This is a genomic window from Sphingomonas arantia (assembly GCF_042682045.1).
GTDB classification, from domain to species: domain Bacteria; phylum Pseudomonadota; class Alphaproteobacteria; order Sphingomonadales; family Sphingomonadaceae; genus Sphingomonas_R; species Sphingomonas_R arantia.
Window position 1 is genome coordinate 699912 of the sequence record NZ_JBHUGS010000002.1, and the last position, 17476, is coordinate 717387.

A 17476-nucleotide genomic window follows, 5' to 3' on the forward strand; every position below is an offset into this window, starting at 1 on the left:
GGACGCAACACCAGACCGCAGGAGGCACGATGGCGACGAACGACGACATTCCCCAGGTCTCTCACGAGGGCGTCGTAGCGGCCGCCGCGCGCATCGCCAGCGTCGCGACGCGGACCCCGCTTCTGCCGCTGCCCGGTTTCGCCAATATCTGGCTCAAGGCCGAATCGCTCCAGCTCGGCGGGGCGTTCAAGTTCCGCGGTGCTTATAACCGTCTGGCGCGCGTCCCGGCCGCGGACCGGCCACGCGGAGTCGTGGCCTTCTCGTCCGGTAACCACGCGCAGGGAATCGCCCGCGCCGCCGCGCTGCTCGGGCTGCCCGCCACGATCGTCATGCCCGCCGACGCGCCCTCCGTGAAACGCAACGCCACCCTCTCGCTCGGCGCCGAGGTCGTGACCTACGACCGCGCGACCGAAAGCCGCGAACAGATCGCCGCCGCGCTCGCGACCGAACGCGGTGCGGTCCTCGTCCCCTCGTTCGACGATCCGGATGTGGTGGAGGGTCAGGGTACCGCCGGGCTGGAGGCCGCGTTCCAGGCGACCGCACTCGGCCTGCCGCCATTCGAGCGCGCCGTGATCTGCTGCGGCGGGGGCGGCCTGTCCGCGGGCATCACGCTCGCTTTGCGCGATGCCGAGATCGTCGTGGTCGAGCCGGTCGGCTGGGACGACATGGGCCGCTCGCTCGCCGCCGGCACGATCCTGCCCGTCGAGCCGAACCCGCCCGCCACCGCTTGCGACGCGCTCCAGACGCTGCGCGTCGCACCGCTGACGTTCGACGTCCTGCACGCCGCCGGGGCTCGTGGAGTCGCGGTGAGCGAGGCAAAGATCCGCGCCGCGATGCGCCACGCCTTCGGGCTCGGCCTCGTCGTCGAACCGGGTGGTGCTGTGGCGCTGGCCGCGATCCTGTCCGGCCACGTGCCCGCCGATGGCCGCCAGACGCTGGTCACGCTGTCCGGCGGCAACGTCGATCCGGCCGCCTACGCCGCCGTGCTGGCGGAACAAGCATGATCGCGGGCGGCGTCGTCCCCGCGGTCCTGATGATCGCGGTCATCGCGCTCATTATCGGCGGCACCGCGCTCCGCCGCCGCGGCGAACGCCAGCGCAGCACGCTGATGTTCGTCGCCGCCGCGGTCTTCCTGGGCAACGTCCTGATCCAGACTTGGCCCAGGTAACCGAGCGACTAAAAACCCCATGTCATCCCGGACTTGATCCGGGATCCCGCGTCTACTCAACCAGCGCAAAGGCAGCGAGACCCCGGATCAAGTCCGGGGCGACGTCTGACTCAGGCCTTCAACCGCATATCGAGATAATTATCGACCGACCGCATCAGCTGCGTCTGTTCGTTCTCGAAGAAGTGGTTCGCGCCCGGGATGGTGTCGTGATGAATCGTGATGTGCCGCTGGGTGCGCAGCTTGTCGACCAGCTTCTGGACGGCACCCGGCGTCACCACCTCGTCCTGCTCACCCTGGATGATGATCCCCGACGACGGGCACGGCGCAAGGAAGGTGAAGTCGTACATGTTCGCGGGCGGCGCGATCGAGATGAAGCCCTTGATCTCCGGCCGCCGCATCAGCAGCTGCATCCCGATCCACGCACCGAAGCTGACGCCCGCGATCCAGGTCGTCTGCGCCTCCGGATGGATCGATTGCACCCAATCGAGCGCGGACGCCGCATCGGACAGTTCGCCAACGCCATTGTCGAACACGCCCTGGCTCTTGCCAACGCCGCGGAAATTGAACCGCAGCGTCGCGAAACCGCGCTTCACGAACGTCTGGTACAGCGACTGCACCATCCGGTTGTTCATCGTGCCGCCGGCCTGCGGATGCGAATGGAGGATCATGGCGACGGGCGCACGCGGGCGCGGGCCCGGCTGGAACCGACCCTCGAGACGACCTTCGGGACCGGGAAAAATGACTTCTGGCATCGTGTCTGCTTCTTGTCTGCGCGCAACGGGCGGGTGCGCGATGGATCGGCACCCTATATGAGGAATAGGACCCGAACGGCAATCACCGGAGATACTACGATTACGCGGCCGACCTACTATCTCGATCACGCCGCCACTGCGCCGGTCTCGGCCGCCGCGCGCGCCGCGATGGCGGACGGGCTGTCGCGCTGGGCGAACCCCTCCTCCCCGCACGCCGCCGGCCGCGCCGCCCGCGCCGCGCTCGAGGATGCGCGCGCCCGCATCGCCGCTGCGTTCGACTGGCCCCACACCGTCATCCTGACTAGCGGCGCGAGCGAGGCGCTGGCCATCGCCCTCACCCGCGCAAAGGTTCAGCGCCATGCCGTATCCGAGGTCGAACATGACGCCGTCCTGCGCGTACTCCCGGACGCCATACGTTTGCCGGTGGACGCCAACGGCATCGTTCAGCTGGACGAAACCTTGCTCGACGGCCCCCCCGCCCTCGTCGCGATCCAGTCCGCCAACAACGAAACCGGTGTCCTGCAACCGCTGGCCGGGATTGCCACGAAGCTCCGCGCCGCCGGTCACCTCCTGCTTGCCGACTGCGCACAGACCGCCGGCAAGCGCCCGCTCCCCGACGCCGACTTCATCGCCGTCTCCGCCCACAAGCTCGGCGGCCCACCCGGCATCGGCGCGCTGCTCATCCGCGACCTCGCGACGCTCGCACCCAGCGGCGGCCAGGAACAGGGCTATCGCGGCGGCACCGAAAACATGCCGGCCACGCTGGGATTCGCCGCCGCCCTCGAAGACGGATCGGCCTGGCTCGCCGAAGCCGAACGCCTGCGCGAAAAGCTCGAAGCCGGCATCCTCGCATCCGGCGGCGAAGTCATCGCTAGTGACACCCTCCGCCTCCCCACGATCGGCGCCTACCGCCTGCCCGGCGTCGCCGCCACGACGCAACTGATCCGCATGGACATGGCCGGCATCGCCATCTCGGCCGGCAGCGCCTGCTCGTCGGGCAGCCTCAAGCCCGGCCACGTCCTCGCCGCGATGGGCCTCGACCCGACCGCCGCCACCGAGACGATCCGTGTCAGCATCGGCCGCGACACCGGCGACGCCGCGATCGACGCCTTCCTCGCCACCTACGCCGCGATGGCCACCCGGCGCGCCGCGGCATGATCTGTCTCGACTATCAGGCGACCACCCCGCTCGCCCCCGAAGCGCGCGCCGCGATGCTCCCCTGGCTGGCGGAGGACGGGTTCGCCAACCCGCACAGCCCGCACAAGGCCGGCCGCGCCGCCGCCGCCGCGGTCGCCGCCGCCCGCACGCGGATCGTCGCCGCGGACCCGGCGCTTGGACAAGGCAAACTCTGGTTCACCTCCGGCGCGACCGAGGCGGTCAACTGGGCGATCCAGGCGACGCTGGCCGACGCACCCGCCGCCCGCCGCGGCATCGTGACGATCGCCACCGAACATGCCTGCACGCTCGACACCGCCGCCTGGGCCGCGCGCCACGGCGCAGACGTCACGATCCTGCCGGTCGGCCCGGACGGGCTGATCGACCTGGCCCAGGCCTCCGCCGCGATCGACGACCGCACCGCGATCGTCTCCGCGATGCTGGTCAACAACGAGATCGGCGTAATCCAGCCGCTCACCGAACTCGCCGCGATCGCCCGCGCGGCCGGCGCGCTGTTCCTCTGCGACGCGGCGCAGGCCTATGGCCGCGTCCCACTCCCGGACGCCGACCTGATCGCGCTGTCCGCGCACAAGATCCACGGCCCCAAGGGCATCGGCGCGCTGTACGTCCGCGACGGCGTCCGGCTCGGCGCGCTCCTCCACGGCGGCGGGCAGGAAGGCGGCATCCGCTCCGGCACGCTCTCCCCCATGCTCTGCGCCGGTTTTGGCGCCGCCGCGAGCGTCGCGCAAGACCGTCGCGACACCGACGCCGCCCACGTCGCAACCCTTGCCCAGCGCTTCCGTGCCGCCCTCCCGGACTGGACCGTCAACGGCAGCACCGACCACCGCTACCCCGGCAACCTCAGCCTGCGCCGCGACGGGGTCGATGCGGCCGGCCTGATCTCCCGGCTGCGCGACGTCGCCTTTTCCGCGGGTTCAGCCTGCGCCAGCGGATCGGGCCGCCCCAGCCATGTCCTGCGCGCGATCGGCCTCAGCGCTGCGCAGGCGCGCAACACGATCCGGCTCGGCTTCGGCCGCTACACCACTGCGGACGAGATCGACACCGCCGCCGCGCTGATCGCCGCCGCCGCATGACCCACGTCCGCTTCCTCGACTCCGCGGGGCACCTCTCGTCCGAAACCGACGCCCCGCCCGGCACGCGCCTGCTCGACGTCGCCCAGGCGCTCGGCGAACCGCTCGAGGGCACCTGCGAAGGCCAGATGGCCTGCTCGACCTGCCACGTGATCGTCGCCGCGGAGGATTTCGACCGCCTGCCCCCCGCGTCGGAAAACGAGGACGACCTGCTCGACCTCGCCCCCCACGTCACCCGCACCAGCCGACTGGCGTGCCAGATCGTGCTGGATGGGACGCTGGAGACACTGACGGTGCGGATCCCCGGTTAGAATTCCCTACCTCCGTTCGGTTCGAGCTTGTCGAGAACCCTGCATAGCGTTCTCGACAGGCTCGAACCAAACGGTGTCTCGTTAAGCAGGCTTGACCCACCCCCGCACATCCAGCTGCACACCCGTCTGCAACGGCACATGCCCCGCCGCGCGCCCGAACACGCCGACCAGCTCAACATGCGTCGACCAGCGGAACTGCCCCACCGGCACGACCCGCTCCAGCACCCAACCGCCCGCGATCAGGTCCTTCGCGTCGCGCGCGAACGTCGCCGGATTGCACGAGACATAGGCCAGCCGCCGCACCCGGCTCGCCGCCGCCAGCGCCGTCATCTGCTCGCGCGCGCCCGCCCGCGGCGGATCGAGCACCACCGCATCGAACCGGTCCAGCTCCGTCACGGTTAGCGGCCGGCGCACCAGATCGCGATGATCCACGAACAGCGGCAGCTGGCGCATCCCCGCCGCCGTCTTCAGCGCGGTCGCCGACGCCCGCGCGCCTTCGGCGGCATAGACCTTCGCATTCGCCGCCAGCGGCACCGCGAACGTCCCGATCCCGGCGAACAAGTCCGCCACCGTCTTCGCATTGCCCACCGCGGCGCGCACCGTCTCGACCAGCATCGCCTCGCCGTCCGCCGTCGCCTGCAGGAACCCCGCGGTCGGCAGCGGCACCGCGATGCCGTCGAACGTCACCGTCGCCGGCCGCGGTTCCCAGCGCGGCTCCGCTCCGTGCCCCTCGTCCACCGACAGCCGCGCCAGCTTATGCTCCTGCGCAAAAGTCGTCAGCGCCTCGGTCGCCGCCAGCCCCTCGACGGTGACCTTCTCGATCAGCAGGTCGACACCCTGGTCGGCCAGCGTCATCCAGATTTCCGCCTTCCCCTTCCGCGGCGGCAGCAACAGCGACATCAGCCCGCGCAGCGGCGCCACCAGCGCGAACAGTTCGGGGGCCAGCACATGGCATTCATGCATGTCGACGATCGTGTGCGTCTCATGCTCGTTGAACCCGATCAGCACCTGCTTGCCGAACCGTTCCGCCTTCAACGACGCACGGCGCCGGCTGCGCGGTGGCGACAGCGCGGGCACGGACATGTCCGGCCGGTCGATCTGCTGCGACGCCAGCGCGCCCGCGATCCGGTCGACGATGAACGTCTGGATCCCCGCATCGTCGACATGCTGGATCTGGCACCCGCCACATTTCGGGAAGTGCCGGCACGGCGGCACCTGGTGATACGGCCCCGGCGTCAGCACGCCGAACCCATCCAGATTGTCGCCCGGGGCGGCCAGCGGCGCATGCCGTCCGTCCGCCGTCACGCCCTCGCCATTGCCGGCGATCCGGACGATTTCATCTACTGACATGCACTCACTACTTTCCTGATCATATCCAGCAGGTCGTCGGCGACCAGCACCGCACCCGCCGCTTCGGCCGCCGCGCCGTGCAGCCAGACCGCCGCCTGCGCCGCCGCGAACGGATCGTCGATCCGCGCACGCATCGCCGCGACCAGCCCGGCCAGCACGTCGCCCGTGCCCGCCGTCGCCAGCCACGCCGGTGCCGGATCGGCGATCGCCACCCGTCCGTCGGGGGCGGCTATAACAGTATCGGCGCCTTTCAGCACCACGACGCATTGCGCCATGGCCGCCGCCGCCCGCGCCCGATCGATCCGGCTGCCCGGCAACGTGCCGAACAGATGCTCGAACTCGCCCGCGTGAGGCGTCACGATCGCCGGCACCGCCAGCCCGCGCAGCACCGCCGGCGACACGAGCCGCAACGCGTCGGCATCCAGCACCAGGGGCCGCCCGCACGCCAGCGCCGCCACCAGCGTCCGCTCCGCCCCCGCACCGCGCCCCAGCCCCGGCCCGCACAGCACTGCATCGACACGGGAGTCCGCCAGCACCTCGGTCCCCTGACGATGCACCAGCGCATGCAACCCACCGACACTCGAACCGCCGGCCAGCACGACATAGCCCGCCCCCGCGCGCTGCGCCGCAGTCGCCGCCAGCAACGCCGCCCCGCCCATCGCCCCGGACAGCACCGCGACCATGCCGCGCGTATATTTATGATCCTCCGCCCCCGGCGCCGGCAGCGAAGGCCGCCCGATCGCGGTCAACTCGGACGCCTCAACCGGCACCCCGATATCGGCCACCACCACCCGCCCGCACAGCGCAGCCGCCGGCTGCAACCGATGCGCCGGCTTCAACGCCCCCAGCGCCACGGTCATGTCGTAGATCGGCAACGCCGTCCCGAACGTCGCCCCGTCATCCGTCGCGACCCCGCTCGGTACATCGACCGCAATCCGCACCCGCGCCGCCCCGGCCAACCCGACCAGCACAGCCGCCACCGCCGGCTCCAGCCCGCGCGCCAGCCCCGTCCCGAACAACGCATCGACCAGCACCGCCCGCGCCGGCGCATCGTCCAGCGCTACAACCGGTCCGCCCCAAGCCACCCGTGCCGCCAGCGCATGCGCCGACCGCGGCTCGCCCAGCGCGGCGACCGTCACATCGACGCCGCGCTCACGCAGCATCCGCGCGACGACATACCCGTCGCCGCCATTATTCCTCGGCCCGCACAGCACCAAAGTCGGCGCCCCCGCCGCAAACCGCCACGTCGCCTTGGCAACCGCAGCCCCGGCCCGGTCCATCAGGACGCCCGCACCCGTCCCGCCCGCCATGCACGCCGCCTCCGCCGCTCGCATCGCGGCGGCCGTCAGGATCGGTCGTCCGCTCACTTCTTGCCGGCAGGAGCAGCAGCAGCCCGTGCCGCAGGCAACCGGTACGTATCGCCACCGATCGCCACCTCGGTTGCGCCGTTCGCCCCGACCACGACCTTCGCCGGCTCCGCCCCGTCCGCCGCCGTCATCGTCTTGCCGTCGCTCGCCAGCATCACGCGGTGGAACCCGCCGTCCGGTCCGCGCAGCGTCAGCAGTTGCCCACCCGAGACGGCCGCCCGCTCCGCCGTACACACGTCACCAAACGCCGCCGCACCGCTCACCCGACACGCGATCCGCCCACGCCCCGCAACGTCGTCCGGCAAAGCCCCCGCCGCCACGCGTGGATCGTCGGACGACTGCCCGCACCCGGCCGCCAGCAGCAGCAGCAACCCGGCGTCAGATATCCGCAAAGACATGGCGTTCCCCCCGCGCACCCGGATGGGTGACTGCGCCTGCCCAGGCCGGCCCGACATTCTGCGCGAACCGCCACAGCGCGCCGGACCCATAGTCGTTGACCCGCGGCCGCCAGTCGCGGTGCCGCTCTATCAGCTCCTCCTCCGGCACAAGCAGGTCGATCGTCCCGGCCTCGGCATCGATCCGGATCGCATCGCCGTCCCGCACCAGCGCGATCGGCCCGCCGTCCGCCGCCTCCGGCCCGACATGCCCGACGCAGAACCCGCGCGTGCCGCCCGAAAACCGCCCGTCGGTGATCAGCGCCACGCGCTCGCCCAGCCCCTGGCCGTACAGCGCGGCGGTGGTCGACAGCATCTCGCGCATCCCCGGCCCGCCCTTCGGCCCCTCGTACCGGATCACGATCACCGACCCGTCGGCGATCTCGCGCGCCTCGACCGCAGCGAAGCACTCCTCCTCGCAATCGAACACCCGCGCCGGCCCTTCGAACACCAGCCGGTGCATCCCCGCGACCTTCACGATCGCCCCTTCCGGGGCCAGCGTCCCCTTCAGCCCCACGACACCGCCCGTCGGGCTCAGCGGCGTCTTCGCGTCGTAGATCACCTTCTGGTCCGGGTTCCACGTCACCTGATCGATGTTCTCGCCCAGCGTCTTGCCCGTCACCGTCATGCAATCACCGTGCAGCAACCCTTCGGCCAGCAACGTCTTCATCAGCATGTAGACGCCGCCCGCCTCGTGCATGTCCTTGGCAACATAGCGCCCGCCCGGCTTCAGGTCGGCGATATACGGCGTCGTCTTGAAGATATCGGCCACGTCGAACAGGCTGAAGTCGATCCCCACCTCGTTCGCCATGGCGGGCAAATGCAGACCCGCATTGGTCGATCCACCCGTCGCCGCCACGATTCGGGACGCATTCTCGAACGCATCGCGCGTGCAGATGTCACGCGGGCGCAGGTTCCATTCGAGCAGATTCATCACCTGCACACCGGCGGCATGCGCGATCTCGTCGCGTCCGCGATACGGCGCCGGCATCATGTTGCTGTTCGGCAGACTGAGGCCGATCGCCTCGCCCACGCACGCCATCGTGTTGGCGGTGAACTGCCCCCCGCACGCACCGTGACCGGGGCAGGCCACCTTCTCCAGCGCGGTCAGGTCCTTCAGCGGGCAATTGCCGGCCGCATGCTGGCCCACCGCCTCGAACACGTCGACCACCGTCACGTCACGGTCCTGGTACCGGCCCGGCAGGATCGACCCGCCATAAACGAAGATCGACGGCACGTTCAGCCGCAGCATCGCCATCATCATGCCCGGCAACGACTTGTCGCAGCCGGCGAACGCGACGAGCGCATCGTAGCAATGCCCGCGCACCGAAAGCTCGACCGAGTCCGCGATCACCTCGCGGCTGACCAGCGAGGACTTCATCCCCTGATGCCCCATCGCGATCCCGTCAGTCACGGTGATCGTGTTGAACCGCCGCGGCATGCCGCCACCCGCGATCACGCCCTCGCGACACACGTCGGCCTGCGCATCCAGCGTCGTGTTGCACGGCGCGCTGTCGTTCCCCGCGCTCGCCACCGCCACGAACGGCCGCGCAATCTCCTCCTCGGTCAGCCCCATCGCGTAATAATAACTACGATGCGGCGCACGCTCCGGCCCGACCGAAACGTGGCGGCTGGGCAGGCGGGATTTGTCGAAACGCTCGGACATGGAAATGCTCTCGGATGCCATTCGGGTCACCCGCGTCTTGGCGGCATCCCGCCCGCGACGCAACCACCGCGGGCTTTGGGCTGTCAGCGCGCCGCAAACCGTGCGGCGAGCGCCGGCCCGCCGAACAACGCATCGAACCGCGCATCGCCACCCGGCTCGCCGCGCAGTCCGGCGCGCAACGCCGCGATGCTCTCGGCGGCATTCTCCGCGATCCGCCCCGCGACCGCGTGCGCCGCAACCTCCGCATCCGCCGCCACGATCTCGACCAGCCCGATCCGCGCCGCCTCCGCCGCATTGATCCGATCGCCGGTCAGCAGCAGCCGCGCCGCCTGCCCCGACCCGACCAACGCGCGCAGCCGATCGATATCGCCCTGCGGATAGCTGATCCCCAACCGCGCGGGAGGCACCGCAAAGCTCGCCCCCGCCCCAGCAATCCGCATGTCGCACGCCAGCGCCAGCGCGACGCCCGCGCCGAAACATCCGCCATCGATCACCGCGACCACCGGCACCGCCGCCCGCACAACGGCATCGGTCGCCCGCGACATCGCCGCGCGGAACAGCGGCGGCAACGCCGCGTCCGCCATCATCGCGGGGAACTCGGTTAGGTCCGCCCCGGCGCAGAACACCCCCGGCACCGCCGACCCTAACAGCACCACCGCCGCCCGCCCCGCCGCATCGCGCACCGCATCGGCCAGCGTGTCCCACACCGCCACCGGCACCGCGTTGCGCGCCGCCGGCCGGTCGAGCGTCACGCTGGCGACCGCCCCCTCGACCGCGACAGAGATCATGCCCGCAACCGTGTCGCCAGCGTCCACCACCCGGCCGCCATCGCAGCCTCCGCCGCATCACGCGCTGCCACCATTTCAAACAAAGCGAAACACGTCGCACCCGACCCCGACATCCGCACCAGCCGCGTCCCAGCGCACCCGGCCAACGCTTCCAGGACCGCACCAATCTCCGGCCGGATCGCCCGCGCCGGCAGTTCCAGATCGTTCCGCCCCGCCTCGGCCACCGCCAGCGGCGCCCCGTCCGCCAAGGGACCTCGGTCAAGCCGGTCCCAGGCTGCAAACACCGGACCCGTGGCCAACGGCACGTTCGGGTTCACCAGCAACAACGGCACCCCCGCCAGCGCACCCGCATCGACAAGACAAAGCTCATCCCCACGCCCATCGCCCCGCACCGGCCGCGACACCAGGCACGCCGGCACATCCGCCCCCAGCGCCCCAGCAATCTCCATCAGACCGGCGTCGTCCTCCGCCACGCCATCCCGCCGCGCGAGCAATCGCAGCACCGCCGCCGCATCCGCCGACCCGCCCCCGATCCCCGCCGCCACCGGCAATCGCTTGTCGAGGGTGAACGCCGCCGCCTCGCCGCCGAACCGCGCGCGATACGCCGCCGCCGCGCGCGTCACCAGATTGTCGCCATCCCCCGACAGCCCCGCCCCGAACGGGCCGACCACCGTCAGCACCGGCCGATCCGCACCGTCGTGCAACGTCAGCCCATCACCATCCTCGGCAAAGGCGAACAGCGTCTCGATCGCGTGATAGCCGTCGTCCCGCCGATGCCGGACATGCAAAGCGAGGTTGATCTTGGCGAAAGCGGTCTCGAACATCCGCCGGGCTTAGGCGGCGCGCGGCACCCCGATCAAGGGCCAGGATCAGGGGGCAGCGACAGCCTTGGTCCAGCCGCCGTCAATCTTCGCCCGCAACCGGAGCAGATCCGCCGGCTCGGCCCCGACCAGCGCGGCCGACCAGGCATAACGCGCCTCGAACCGCCGCCCGGCGGACCAATAGGCGTCGCCCAGATGCTCGTTGATCGCACTTTGCGCCGGGTCGCCCGCCACCGCGCGTTCCAGCGTCGCGATCGCGCGCGGCACGTCCCCGCGCAGGTAATAGGCCCAGCCGAGCGAGTCGGTGATCGACGCATCGTCCGGTCGCAACAGGCTTGCCCGCTCGATCAGCGCCTGTGCCGCGGCAAGATTCTCACGCCGCTCCAGTTGCGCATAGCCGAGCAGGTTCAACACGACCGCCTCGTCCGGCGCGGCGGCATGCGCCTTCTCCAGCACCGGCTTGGCCGCGGCCCAGTCGCCCGCCTCCTCGAGCGCGCTGCCCTGCAACAGCCACGCCGGCCAGCGCGCATCGGCCGGGGCCAGCGCCGCCGCCTTCCCATACGCCGTCGCCGCATCGCTCGCCCGGCCAAGCGCCGCCAGCACATCGCCCACCCGACTCCAGTCCGCCGGCCCCGCCCCGGGTCGCGCCGCGGCGGCCTCGGCGACCTGCAACGCCGCCTCGTTCTCGCCGCGCCGGACCATCGCAGACAACCGCGCCTCGCGCGCGGCCGGCGCGAACGGATCGTCGTCGCGGACATGCGTCAGCGCCTCGGTCGCGGCGGCATAACGATCGCCGGTCAGCAGCAGTTCGGCCGTGACCAACCATGTCTCGGCACTGTCCGGCGCCAGGAACGTCGCGGTCCGGGCCAGCGCCAGCGCGATCGGTGTCGCTCGTTCGCGGTTGATGTCGATCGCGACGCGGACCAGCAGTTCCGCGATCCCCGCCGCCGGCGTATCGATCGGCGCCGGCAACGCGGTGCGCCGCTTGATGTCCGCCCGCGCCTCGACCAGCGGCCGCACCTCGCCCTCCAGCATCGCCAGCGCCGGCCCGCGCTTGCCCTGCCGGGCCAGCAGCGCCGCGGTCGCCAGCTTCAGCCGCACCTGCCGCCCGCCTGCCGCCGGCAGGATCGCGCGCAACGCCGCGATCCCGTCATCCGTCCGCCCCATGGCCAGCAACAACAGCGCGCGCTGTTCCCCGGCATAGGCGCTGCCGACCGCGCCGCCGCCGGCTTCCAGGATCGCGATCGGATCGCCGCTCTTCGCACCCAGCGCGATCCACGCGCGGATCGCGGGCACGATGAACGCGAACGCCTTGTCGCGCACGATCGCGTCGGTCGTCGCCTGCGCGCGCGTCCAATCGCGCCGCTCAACCGCATCCGCCAGCATCACCAGCCGCGCATCGGGCGGCAACATATCCACGCGCTGAAGCTGCACCGCCGCCGCCAGGGCAAGCGCCCGATCACCCGCGCTGATCGCCTGACGATACGCCCGCGTTGCCACCACCGGATCGTTCGGGTTTCGCGCCAGCACCGCGCCATACCCCTGCGCCGCCACGTCGATCCGCCCGTCGGCATCCGCCGCCCGCGCATGAACATAGTTGCGGATCGCCGATCCATCCTGGTTCGCCGACGCCGCGCCGGGCGTCGCGGCGGCCAGCAGCGCGGCGGTCGACAGGGCGATGATCCGTACGGTCAGCATGGTTCAGCCAACCAGCCGCCGTCCGGTGCGGTTCCCGCCACCGGTCGCTTCACCCGCGCAATCGCGCATAACCACCTCACATATTGGGATAGTTCGGCCCTCCGCCGCCCTCGGGCACCACCCATTTGATGTTCTGGGTCGGGTCCTTGATGTCGCAACTCTTGCAGTGGACGCAGTTCTGCGCGTTAATCTGCAGCTTCGGCGTGCCCTGCTCCGCCCCGACGATCTCGTACACCCCGGCCGGGCAATAGCGCTGCTCCGGGCTGTCATACATCGCGTAGTTCACCGCGATCGGCACCTCCGTATCGCGCAGCGTCAGGTGGACCGGCTGGTCCTCCTCGTGATTGACGTTGGACAGGAACACCGACGACAGCCGGTCGAAACTCAGCACGTTGTCGGGCTTCGGATATTTGATCTTCGGCGCGATGTCGGCGCGCCACAGCTGTTCGTTGTCGCGGTGATGCTTGAACGTCCAGGGCAGCTTCACGCCCAGCTGATGCATCCACATGTCGAACCCGGCATAGACCGTGCCCGTGACCGCACCGAACTTTTCCAGCGCCGGCCCGGCGTTGCGGACCTTCTTCAGCTCCTTGGCGATCCAGCTCGCCTCGACCGCCGGCTGGTACGCGCTCAGTTCCGGCGTCATGCGGCCCGACACGATCTCGTCGAACGCCGCCTCCGCCGCCAGCATGCCGGATTTCATCGCGGTATGACTGCCCTTGATCCGCGGCACGTTCACGAACCCCGCGGAACATCCGATCAGCGCGCCGCCCGGGAACGCCAGCTTCGGCACGGACTGCCACCCGCCCTCGTTGATCGCGCGCGCGCCATAGGACACGCGACGGCCGCCCTTCAGCATCGCGGCGATCTCGGGGTGATGCTTCCACCGCTGGAATTCGTGGAATGGCGACAGATGCGGGTTCTTGTACCCCAGCCCGACGACGAACCCGAGCGCCACTTGGTTGTTCGCCTGGTGATAGATGAACCCGCCACCGGTCGCATCGGACAGCGGCCAGCCCTGCGTATGGACGACCTTGCCCGGCACGTGCAGCTCGGGGTTGATGTCCCACAATTCCTTGATGCCGATCGCATAGGTCTGCGGCTGGCAATCGCGTTCCAGGTCGAACAGCCCCTTCAGCTCCTTCGACAAATGCCCGCGGACCCCTTCGGCAAAGAAGGTGTATTTCGCGTGCAGCTCCATCCCCGGCTGATAATCCGCCTTGTGCGTGCCGTCGCGCGCCACGCCCATGTCGCCCGTCGCCACGCCACGCACCGCGCCATGCTCGTCGAACAGCACCTCGGCCGCCGCAAAGCCCGGGAAGATCTCGACGCCCAGCGCCTCGGCCTGTCCCGCCAGCCAGCGGCAGAAATTGCCCAGCGAGCAGGTGAACGTGCCCTTGTTGTTCATGAACGGCGGCATCAGCAGGTGCGGCAGCTCGGTCTTGCCCCCGGCGCTCAGCACCCAGTGATTATTCTCCACCACCGGCACGGTCAGCGGGCTGTCCAGCTCGCGCCAGTCGGGGATCAGCTCGTCGATCGCGATCGGATCGATCACCGCGCCCGACAGGATATGCGCGCCGACCTCGGACCCCTTTTCCAGCACGCAGACGGCGATCTCGCGCTCGGCTTTCGCGGCCAGCTGTTTCAGTCGGATCGCGGCGGCAAGGCCGGCCGGCCCCGCGCCCACGATGACGACGTCATATTCCATACTCTCGCGCTCAGCCATGTCCGCTCCATCGGGCTTCCGGTCGTCCCGCGGAATCTTCGTCCCGCCCGGATCCGCGTGCCTGCAAGTTGACGTGTTCGTCAACTATCGTCTGTATGTGGGCACAGAAGGCGGGATTTCCATGGACGATTTGGCGGATGCACTCGGCGCGCTGCGCTGGTGGCGCGATGCGGGCGTCGACACGCTGGTCGACGACGAACCGCGCGACTGGCTGCGTCCTGCCGCACAGCTGGCCCCGATCGCGCCGACCGGCCCCCGCGAATCGGTCGAGCCGCTATTCGAAACGGCCGATGTCGCTCCTTCCGCGGCGCCCGCCCCCGCGACTGAACCGCTGCCCGCCACACTCGAAGCCTATGCCGCCTGGTGCGCCGACCCGGCGACCTTCCCCGATCTCGGCCCGCAACGCGTCTGCGCGGCGGGCGACCCGGCGTCGGGCATCATGATCCTCGGCGACATGCCCGAACCGGGCGACGCGGACGCCGGTACCTTGATGTCGGGCGAACTCGGCCGGCTGTTCGACCGCATCCTCGCCGCGATCGGCCGCGACCGCGCCTCGGTCTATCTTGCCGCGCTCTGCCCCGCGCGCCCCGCCGGCGGCCGGATTGCATCCGCCACCGCCGCAGAACTGGTCCGTGCCGCGCACCATCATGTGGCACTGGCCGCCCCCAAGGTCCTGCTGCTGCTCGGCAAGGAGGCGATGACCGCGTTCGGGCTGGACTGGCCCGGCGCGCGCGGGCATTTACACGAAATCAACCATATCGGCGGAAAGACGGTCGCGATCGCGACATTCCATCCGCGGATGCTGCTCCAGTCGCCGGCCCGCAAGGCCGATCTGTGGGCGGACCTGCGACTGCTGCTACAGGAGCTCGACCGTTGAGCATCAGGACCATCGCCGTGGCCATCCTCGCCACCGCCACGCTGCCCGCCGGCGCCGTCCGCGCCCAGGACATGGTCTACGGTTTCGGCCTGCAACCGCGGGTGGTCGCCCCCACCGCACCCGAACTGGGGACAGCCGACGTGGCCGCCCCGGCACCTGCTCCGACACCCGCCACTCAGCCCTGGATCGCCCCGTCCGCAACCGCCGCGACGACGATCACACCGCGGACCGCGACGCCGGCAACGTCCGTCTCCACCGCCGCGGCCGCCACACCAACCCCCAAACCCGTGGCACCTGCGCCGACCGCAACCGCCGCCGCCGTCCCGCCCGCCGCAATGCCGCTGCCCGCCACGATCGTGATCCCAGCCACCAGCCGCAACCTGACGTCGCGCGCCGTCGCCACCGCGCGCTTCGCACCCTCCTCGCCCTTCACCACCCGCACCGCCGCCACCCCCGCCGCCGCCCTCCCGGCGCAGCTCGACGCCAGCCAGCGCGAGGGTTACCGCGCGGTCTTCGCCGCAATCCGCGCGCATGACTGGTCGTCGGCCGCCGCCCGGCTCGATGCGATGGGGGCCGGCCCGCTCCACGCCGTCGCCCGCGCCGAACTCTACCTGGCCAAGGGCAGCCCGCGCGTCGAAACCGACGCACTCGTCAGCGCGATCGGTGCCGCCCCCTGGCTACCGCAATCCGCCCAGATGGCGCGCCTTGCCGCCACCCGCGGCGCGGTCAGCCTGCCGGTGATTCCTTATCAGCGCGACCTCGTCCATCTCGACGGCGCCCCCAAGCGCCGCGCTGCGCAGACCACGCGCAGCGACCTCGCCGCCGCCGACCTCTCGCGCCGCGTCCTGCCGCTGATCAAGGACGACCGCACTGCGGAGGCCGAGGCGCTGCTCGTCGCCGCGGAACCCGTCCTGTCGGGCGACGCGCTGGTCGAATGGCGGCAACGCATCGCCTGGTCCTATTATCTGAACGGCGACGACGCCAACGCCCGCCGCCTGGCCGCCGCATCCGCCAACTCGACCGGCGAATGGGCGATCCAGGCCGACTGGGTCCAGGGCCTCGCCAGCTGGCGCGCGCATGACTGCAACGCCGCAGGCCAGGCCTTCAGCCGCGTCGCCTCGCGCGCCCGCGACTCGGAAATGACCGCCGCCGGCCTGTTCTGGTCCGCCCGTGCCGACGTCGCCTGCGGCCGCCCGGAACAGGTCCAGTCGCGGCTGCGCACCGCCGCGCGCATGTCGGAGACCTTCTACGGCCTGCTCGCCGCCGGCGCGCTCGGCACTGCGATCCCGGCGCCCGACCACCATATGGACTTCGCCGGCAACGACTGGTCGATCGTCGCCAGCCGCCCGAACCTCGTCGCGGCCGTCGCGTTGAAGGAGATTGGCGAGGACGATCTGGCCGACGAACTGCTGCGTTACCAGGCGCGGATCGGCTCGCCGTCCGACCACGAATCGCTGCTCCACCTCGCCGCCCGGCTGAACCTGCCCGCGACGCAGATCTGGCTGGCACAGAACGGCCCGGTCGGCGCGCGGATGTCCGCCAACGCACGCTATCCCGCACCCGGCTGGACCCCGCAACGCGGCTGGCGCGTCGACAAGTCGCTGATCCTCGCCCACGCCCTCCAGGAATCGCAGTTCCGCGTCGGCGCGGTCAGCCCCGCCGGCGCGCGCGGCCTGATGCAGGTCCTGCCCGGCACCGCGGACCTCATCAACAAGCGCCGCGGCGAAGGGGCCGCCGACCGCTCCCGCCTGAACGATCCCTCGGTCAATTTCGAATATGGCCAGGCCTATCTGGAACAGCTCGCACAGAGTTGGATGACCGGCGGGCTGCTGCCGAAGGTCATCGCCGCCTACAATGCCGGCCCGGGATCGGTCCAGAAATGGAACGAGCGTGGCCGCAATCTGACCGACCCGCTGCTCTTCATCGAATCGATCCCGTTCTACGAAACGCGTGCCTATGTCGCGATCGTGCTGCGCAACTACTGGATGTACCAGCGCCAGTCCGGCGCCGCCTCCGCCAGCCTGAAGGCAATGGCCCAGGGCCTCTGGCCGCGCTTCCCCGGCATGTCCGGCGCCACCGCCATCCGCATGGACGGCACCGGCGCAACGGCCAGCATCGCCCGCAGCACCTCCGGCGCGAATTGAGGACAGCGCTAGGCCACGAGTGAGCAAAGCCCTCAGCCCCACGGGGAGAGGGTTGGGAGAGGGGGATCGGCCAGGAGAAACCCCGACCACTTCCCAAGCGTAGAGACCAGTCCCCACGCCCTCACCCG

At 70.7% G+C, this 17476-nt stretch carries 16 protein-coding genes; 7 read left to right on the forward strand and 9 right to left on the reverse strand.

Translation table 11 applies throughout. The features are described from left to right. Nucleotides 1-29 precede the first annotated feature (29 nt). Together ACFSGX_RS08965 and ACFSGX_RS08970 are read left to right on the forward strand one after the other, a co-directional pair. Nucleotides 30-1004: a threonine ammonia-lyase gene (locus tag ACFSGX_RS08965; RefSeq protein WP_380929223.1), complete on the forward strand. Its 975-nt coding sequence runs from the start codon at nt 30-32 to the stop codon at nt 1002-1004. Then, entirely contained in the window at nt 1001-1168 is a 168-nt protein-coding gene (locus ACFSGX_RS08970) for a hypothetical protein (RefSeq protein ID WP_380929225.1), read from the forward strand. The genes ACFSGX_RS08965 and ACFSGX_RS08970 overlap by 4 nt, the downstream gene beginning before the upstream one ends. A 110-nt stretch (nt 1169-1278) precedes the next feature. Here ACFSGX_RS08970 and ACFSGX_RS08975 read toward each other — a convergent pair whose 3' ends face one another. Further along, nucleotides 1279-1920, reverse strand: coding sequence for an alpha/beta hydrolase (locus ACFSGX_RS08975; RefSeq protein WP_380929227.1), 642 nt, complete (start codon nt 1918-1920; stop codon nt 1279-1281). A 57-nt stretch (nt 1921-1977) separates the two neighbouring features. On the opposite strand from ACFSGX_RS08975, the gene ACFSGX_RS08980 reads away from it, so the two are divergent. Genes ACFSGX_RS08980 through ACFSGX_RS08990 form a run of 3 tightly spaced genes read left to right on the forward strand, consistent with a single transcriptional unit; the run spans nt 1978 to nt 4477 of the window. Then, the gene (locus ACFSGX_RS08980) at nt 1978-3078 is read left to right on the forward strand and encodes a cysteine desulfurase family protein (protein ID WP_380929228.1); all 1101 of its coding nucleotides are present in this window, start codon (nt 1978-1980) and stop codon (nt 3076-3078) included. Then, entirely contained in the window at nt 3075-4169 is a 1095-nt protein-coding gene (locus tag ACFSGX_RS08985; protein WP_380929230.1) for a cysteine desulfurase family protein, read from the forward strand. The genes ACFSGX_RS08980 and ACFSGX_RS08985 overlap by 4 nt, the downstream gene beginning before the upstream one ends. Further along, nucleotides 4166-4477 (forward strand): 2Fe-2S iron-sulfur cluster-binding protein, encoded by a 312-nt coding sequence (locus tag ACFSGX_RS08990; protein WP_380929232.1) that lies wholly within the window; start codon nt 4166-4168, stop codon nt 4475-4477. The genes ACFSGX_RS08985 and ACFSGX_RS08990 overlap by 4 nt, the downstream gene beginning before the upstream one ends. A gap of 81 nt (nt 4478-4558) precedes the next feature. On the opposite strand, the gene ACFSGX_RS08995 is transcribed toward ACFSGX_RS08990, so the two are convergent. The 8 genes from ACFSGX_RS08995 to ACFSGX_RS09030 form a co-directional block, all read right to left on the reverse strand. Beyond that, complete coding sequence (locus tag ACFSGX_RS08995) at nt 4559-5827, reverse strand: class I SAM-dependent RNA methyltransferase (RefSeq protein ID WP_380929233.1); 1269 nt, start codon at nt 5825-5827, stop codon at nt 4559-4561. Next, nucleotides 5818-7194, reverse strand: a complete 1377-nt coding sequence (locus tag ACFSGX_RS09000) for an NAD(P)H-hydrate dehydratase (RefSeq protein ID WP_380929235.1) — start codon at nt 7192-7194, stop codon at nt 5818-5820. The genes ACFSGX_RS08995 and ACFSGX_RS09000 overlap by 10 nt, the downstream gene beginning before the upstream one ends. Next, on the reverse strand, nt 7191-7586 hold the full coding sequence (locus ACFSGX_RS09005) for a hypothetical protein (protein WP_380929237.1): 396 nt from the start codon (nt 7584-7586) through the stop codon (nt 7191-7193). Before ACFSGX_RS09005 ends, ACFSGX_RS09000 begins: the two co-directional genes overlap by 4 nt. Beyond that, complete coding sequence (gene ilvD / locus ACFSGX_RS09010; protein WP_380929238.1) at nt 7573-9294, reverse strand: dihydroxy-acid dehydratase; 1722 nt, start codon at nt 9292-9294, stop codon at nt 7573-7575. Before ilvD ends, ACFSGX_RS09005 begins: the two co-directional genes overlap by 14 nt. An 83-nt stretch (nt 9295-9377) precedes the next feature. Further along, a complete protein-coding gene (locus tag ACFSGX_RS09015) occupies nt 9378-10082 on the reverse strand; it encodes an enoyl-CoA hydratase/isomerase family protein (RefSeq protein ID WP_380929240.1) in 705 nt (234 codons plus the stop codon). Beyond that, the gene (locus ACFSGX_RS09020; protein ID WP_380929241.1) at nt 10079-10906 is read right to left on the reverse strand and encodes a 4-(cytidine 5'-diphospho)-2-C-methyl-D-erythritol kinase; all 828 of its coding nucleotides are present in this window, start codon (nt 10904-10906) and stop codon (nt 10079-10081) included. The genes ACFSGX_RS09015 and ACFSGX_RS09020 overlap by 4 nt, the downstream gene beginning before the upstream one ends. Nucleotides 10907-10951: 45 nt before the next feature. Then, nucleotides 10952-12601, reverse strand: a complete 1650-nt coding sequence (locus tag ACFSGX_RS09025) for a tetratricopeptide repeat protein (RefSeq protein WP_380929243.1) — start codon at nt 12599-12601, stop codon at nt 10952-10954. A gap of 76 nt (nt 12602-12677) precedes the next feature. Continuing rightward, nucleotides 12678-14327, reverse strand: coding sequence for an electron transfer flavoprotein-ubiquinone oxidoreductase (locus ACFSGX_RS09030; protein ID WP_380929245.1), 1650 nt, complete (start codon nt 14325-14327; stop codon nt 12678-12680). Nucleotides 14328-14448: 121 nt separating this feature from the next. Here ACFSGX_RS09030 and ACFSGX_RS09035 point away from each other — a divergent pair, with 121 nt between their 5' ends. Together ACFSGX_RS09035 and ACFSGX_RS09040 are read left to right on the forward strand one after the other, a co-directional pair. Next, a complete protein-coding gene (locus ACFSGX_RS09035; RefSeq protein ID WP_380929247.1) occupies nt 14449-15204 on the forward strand; it encodes a uracil-DNA glycosylase family protein in 756 nt (251 codons plus the stop codon). Then, on the forward strand, nt 15201-17348 hold the full coding sequence (locus tag ACFSGX_RS09040) for a lytic transglycosylase domain-containing protein (RefSeq protein WP_380929249.1): 2148 nt from the start codon (nt 15201-15203) through the stop codon (nt 17346-17348). Before ACFSGX_RS09035 ends, ACFSGX_RS09040 begins: the two co-directional genes overlap by 4 nt. Nucleotides 17349-17476: the final 128 nt, after the last annotated feature.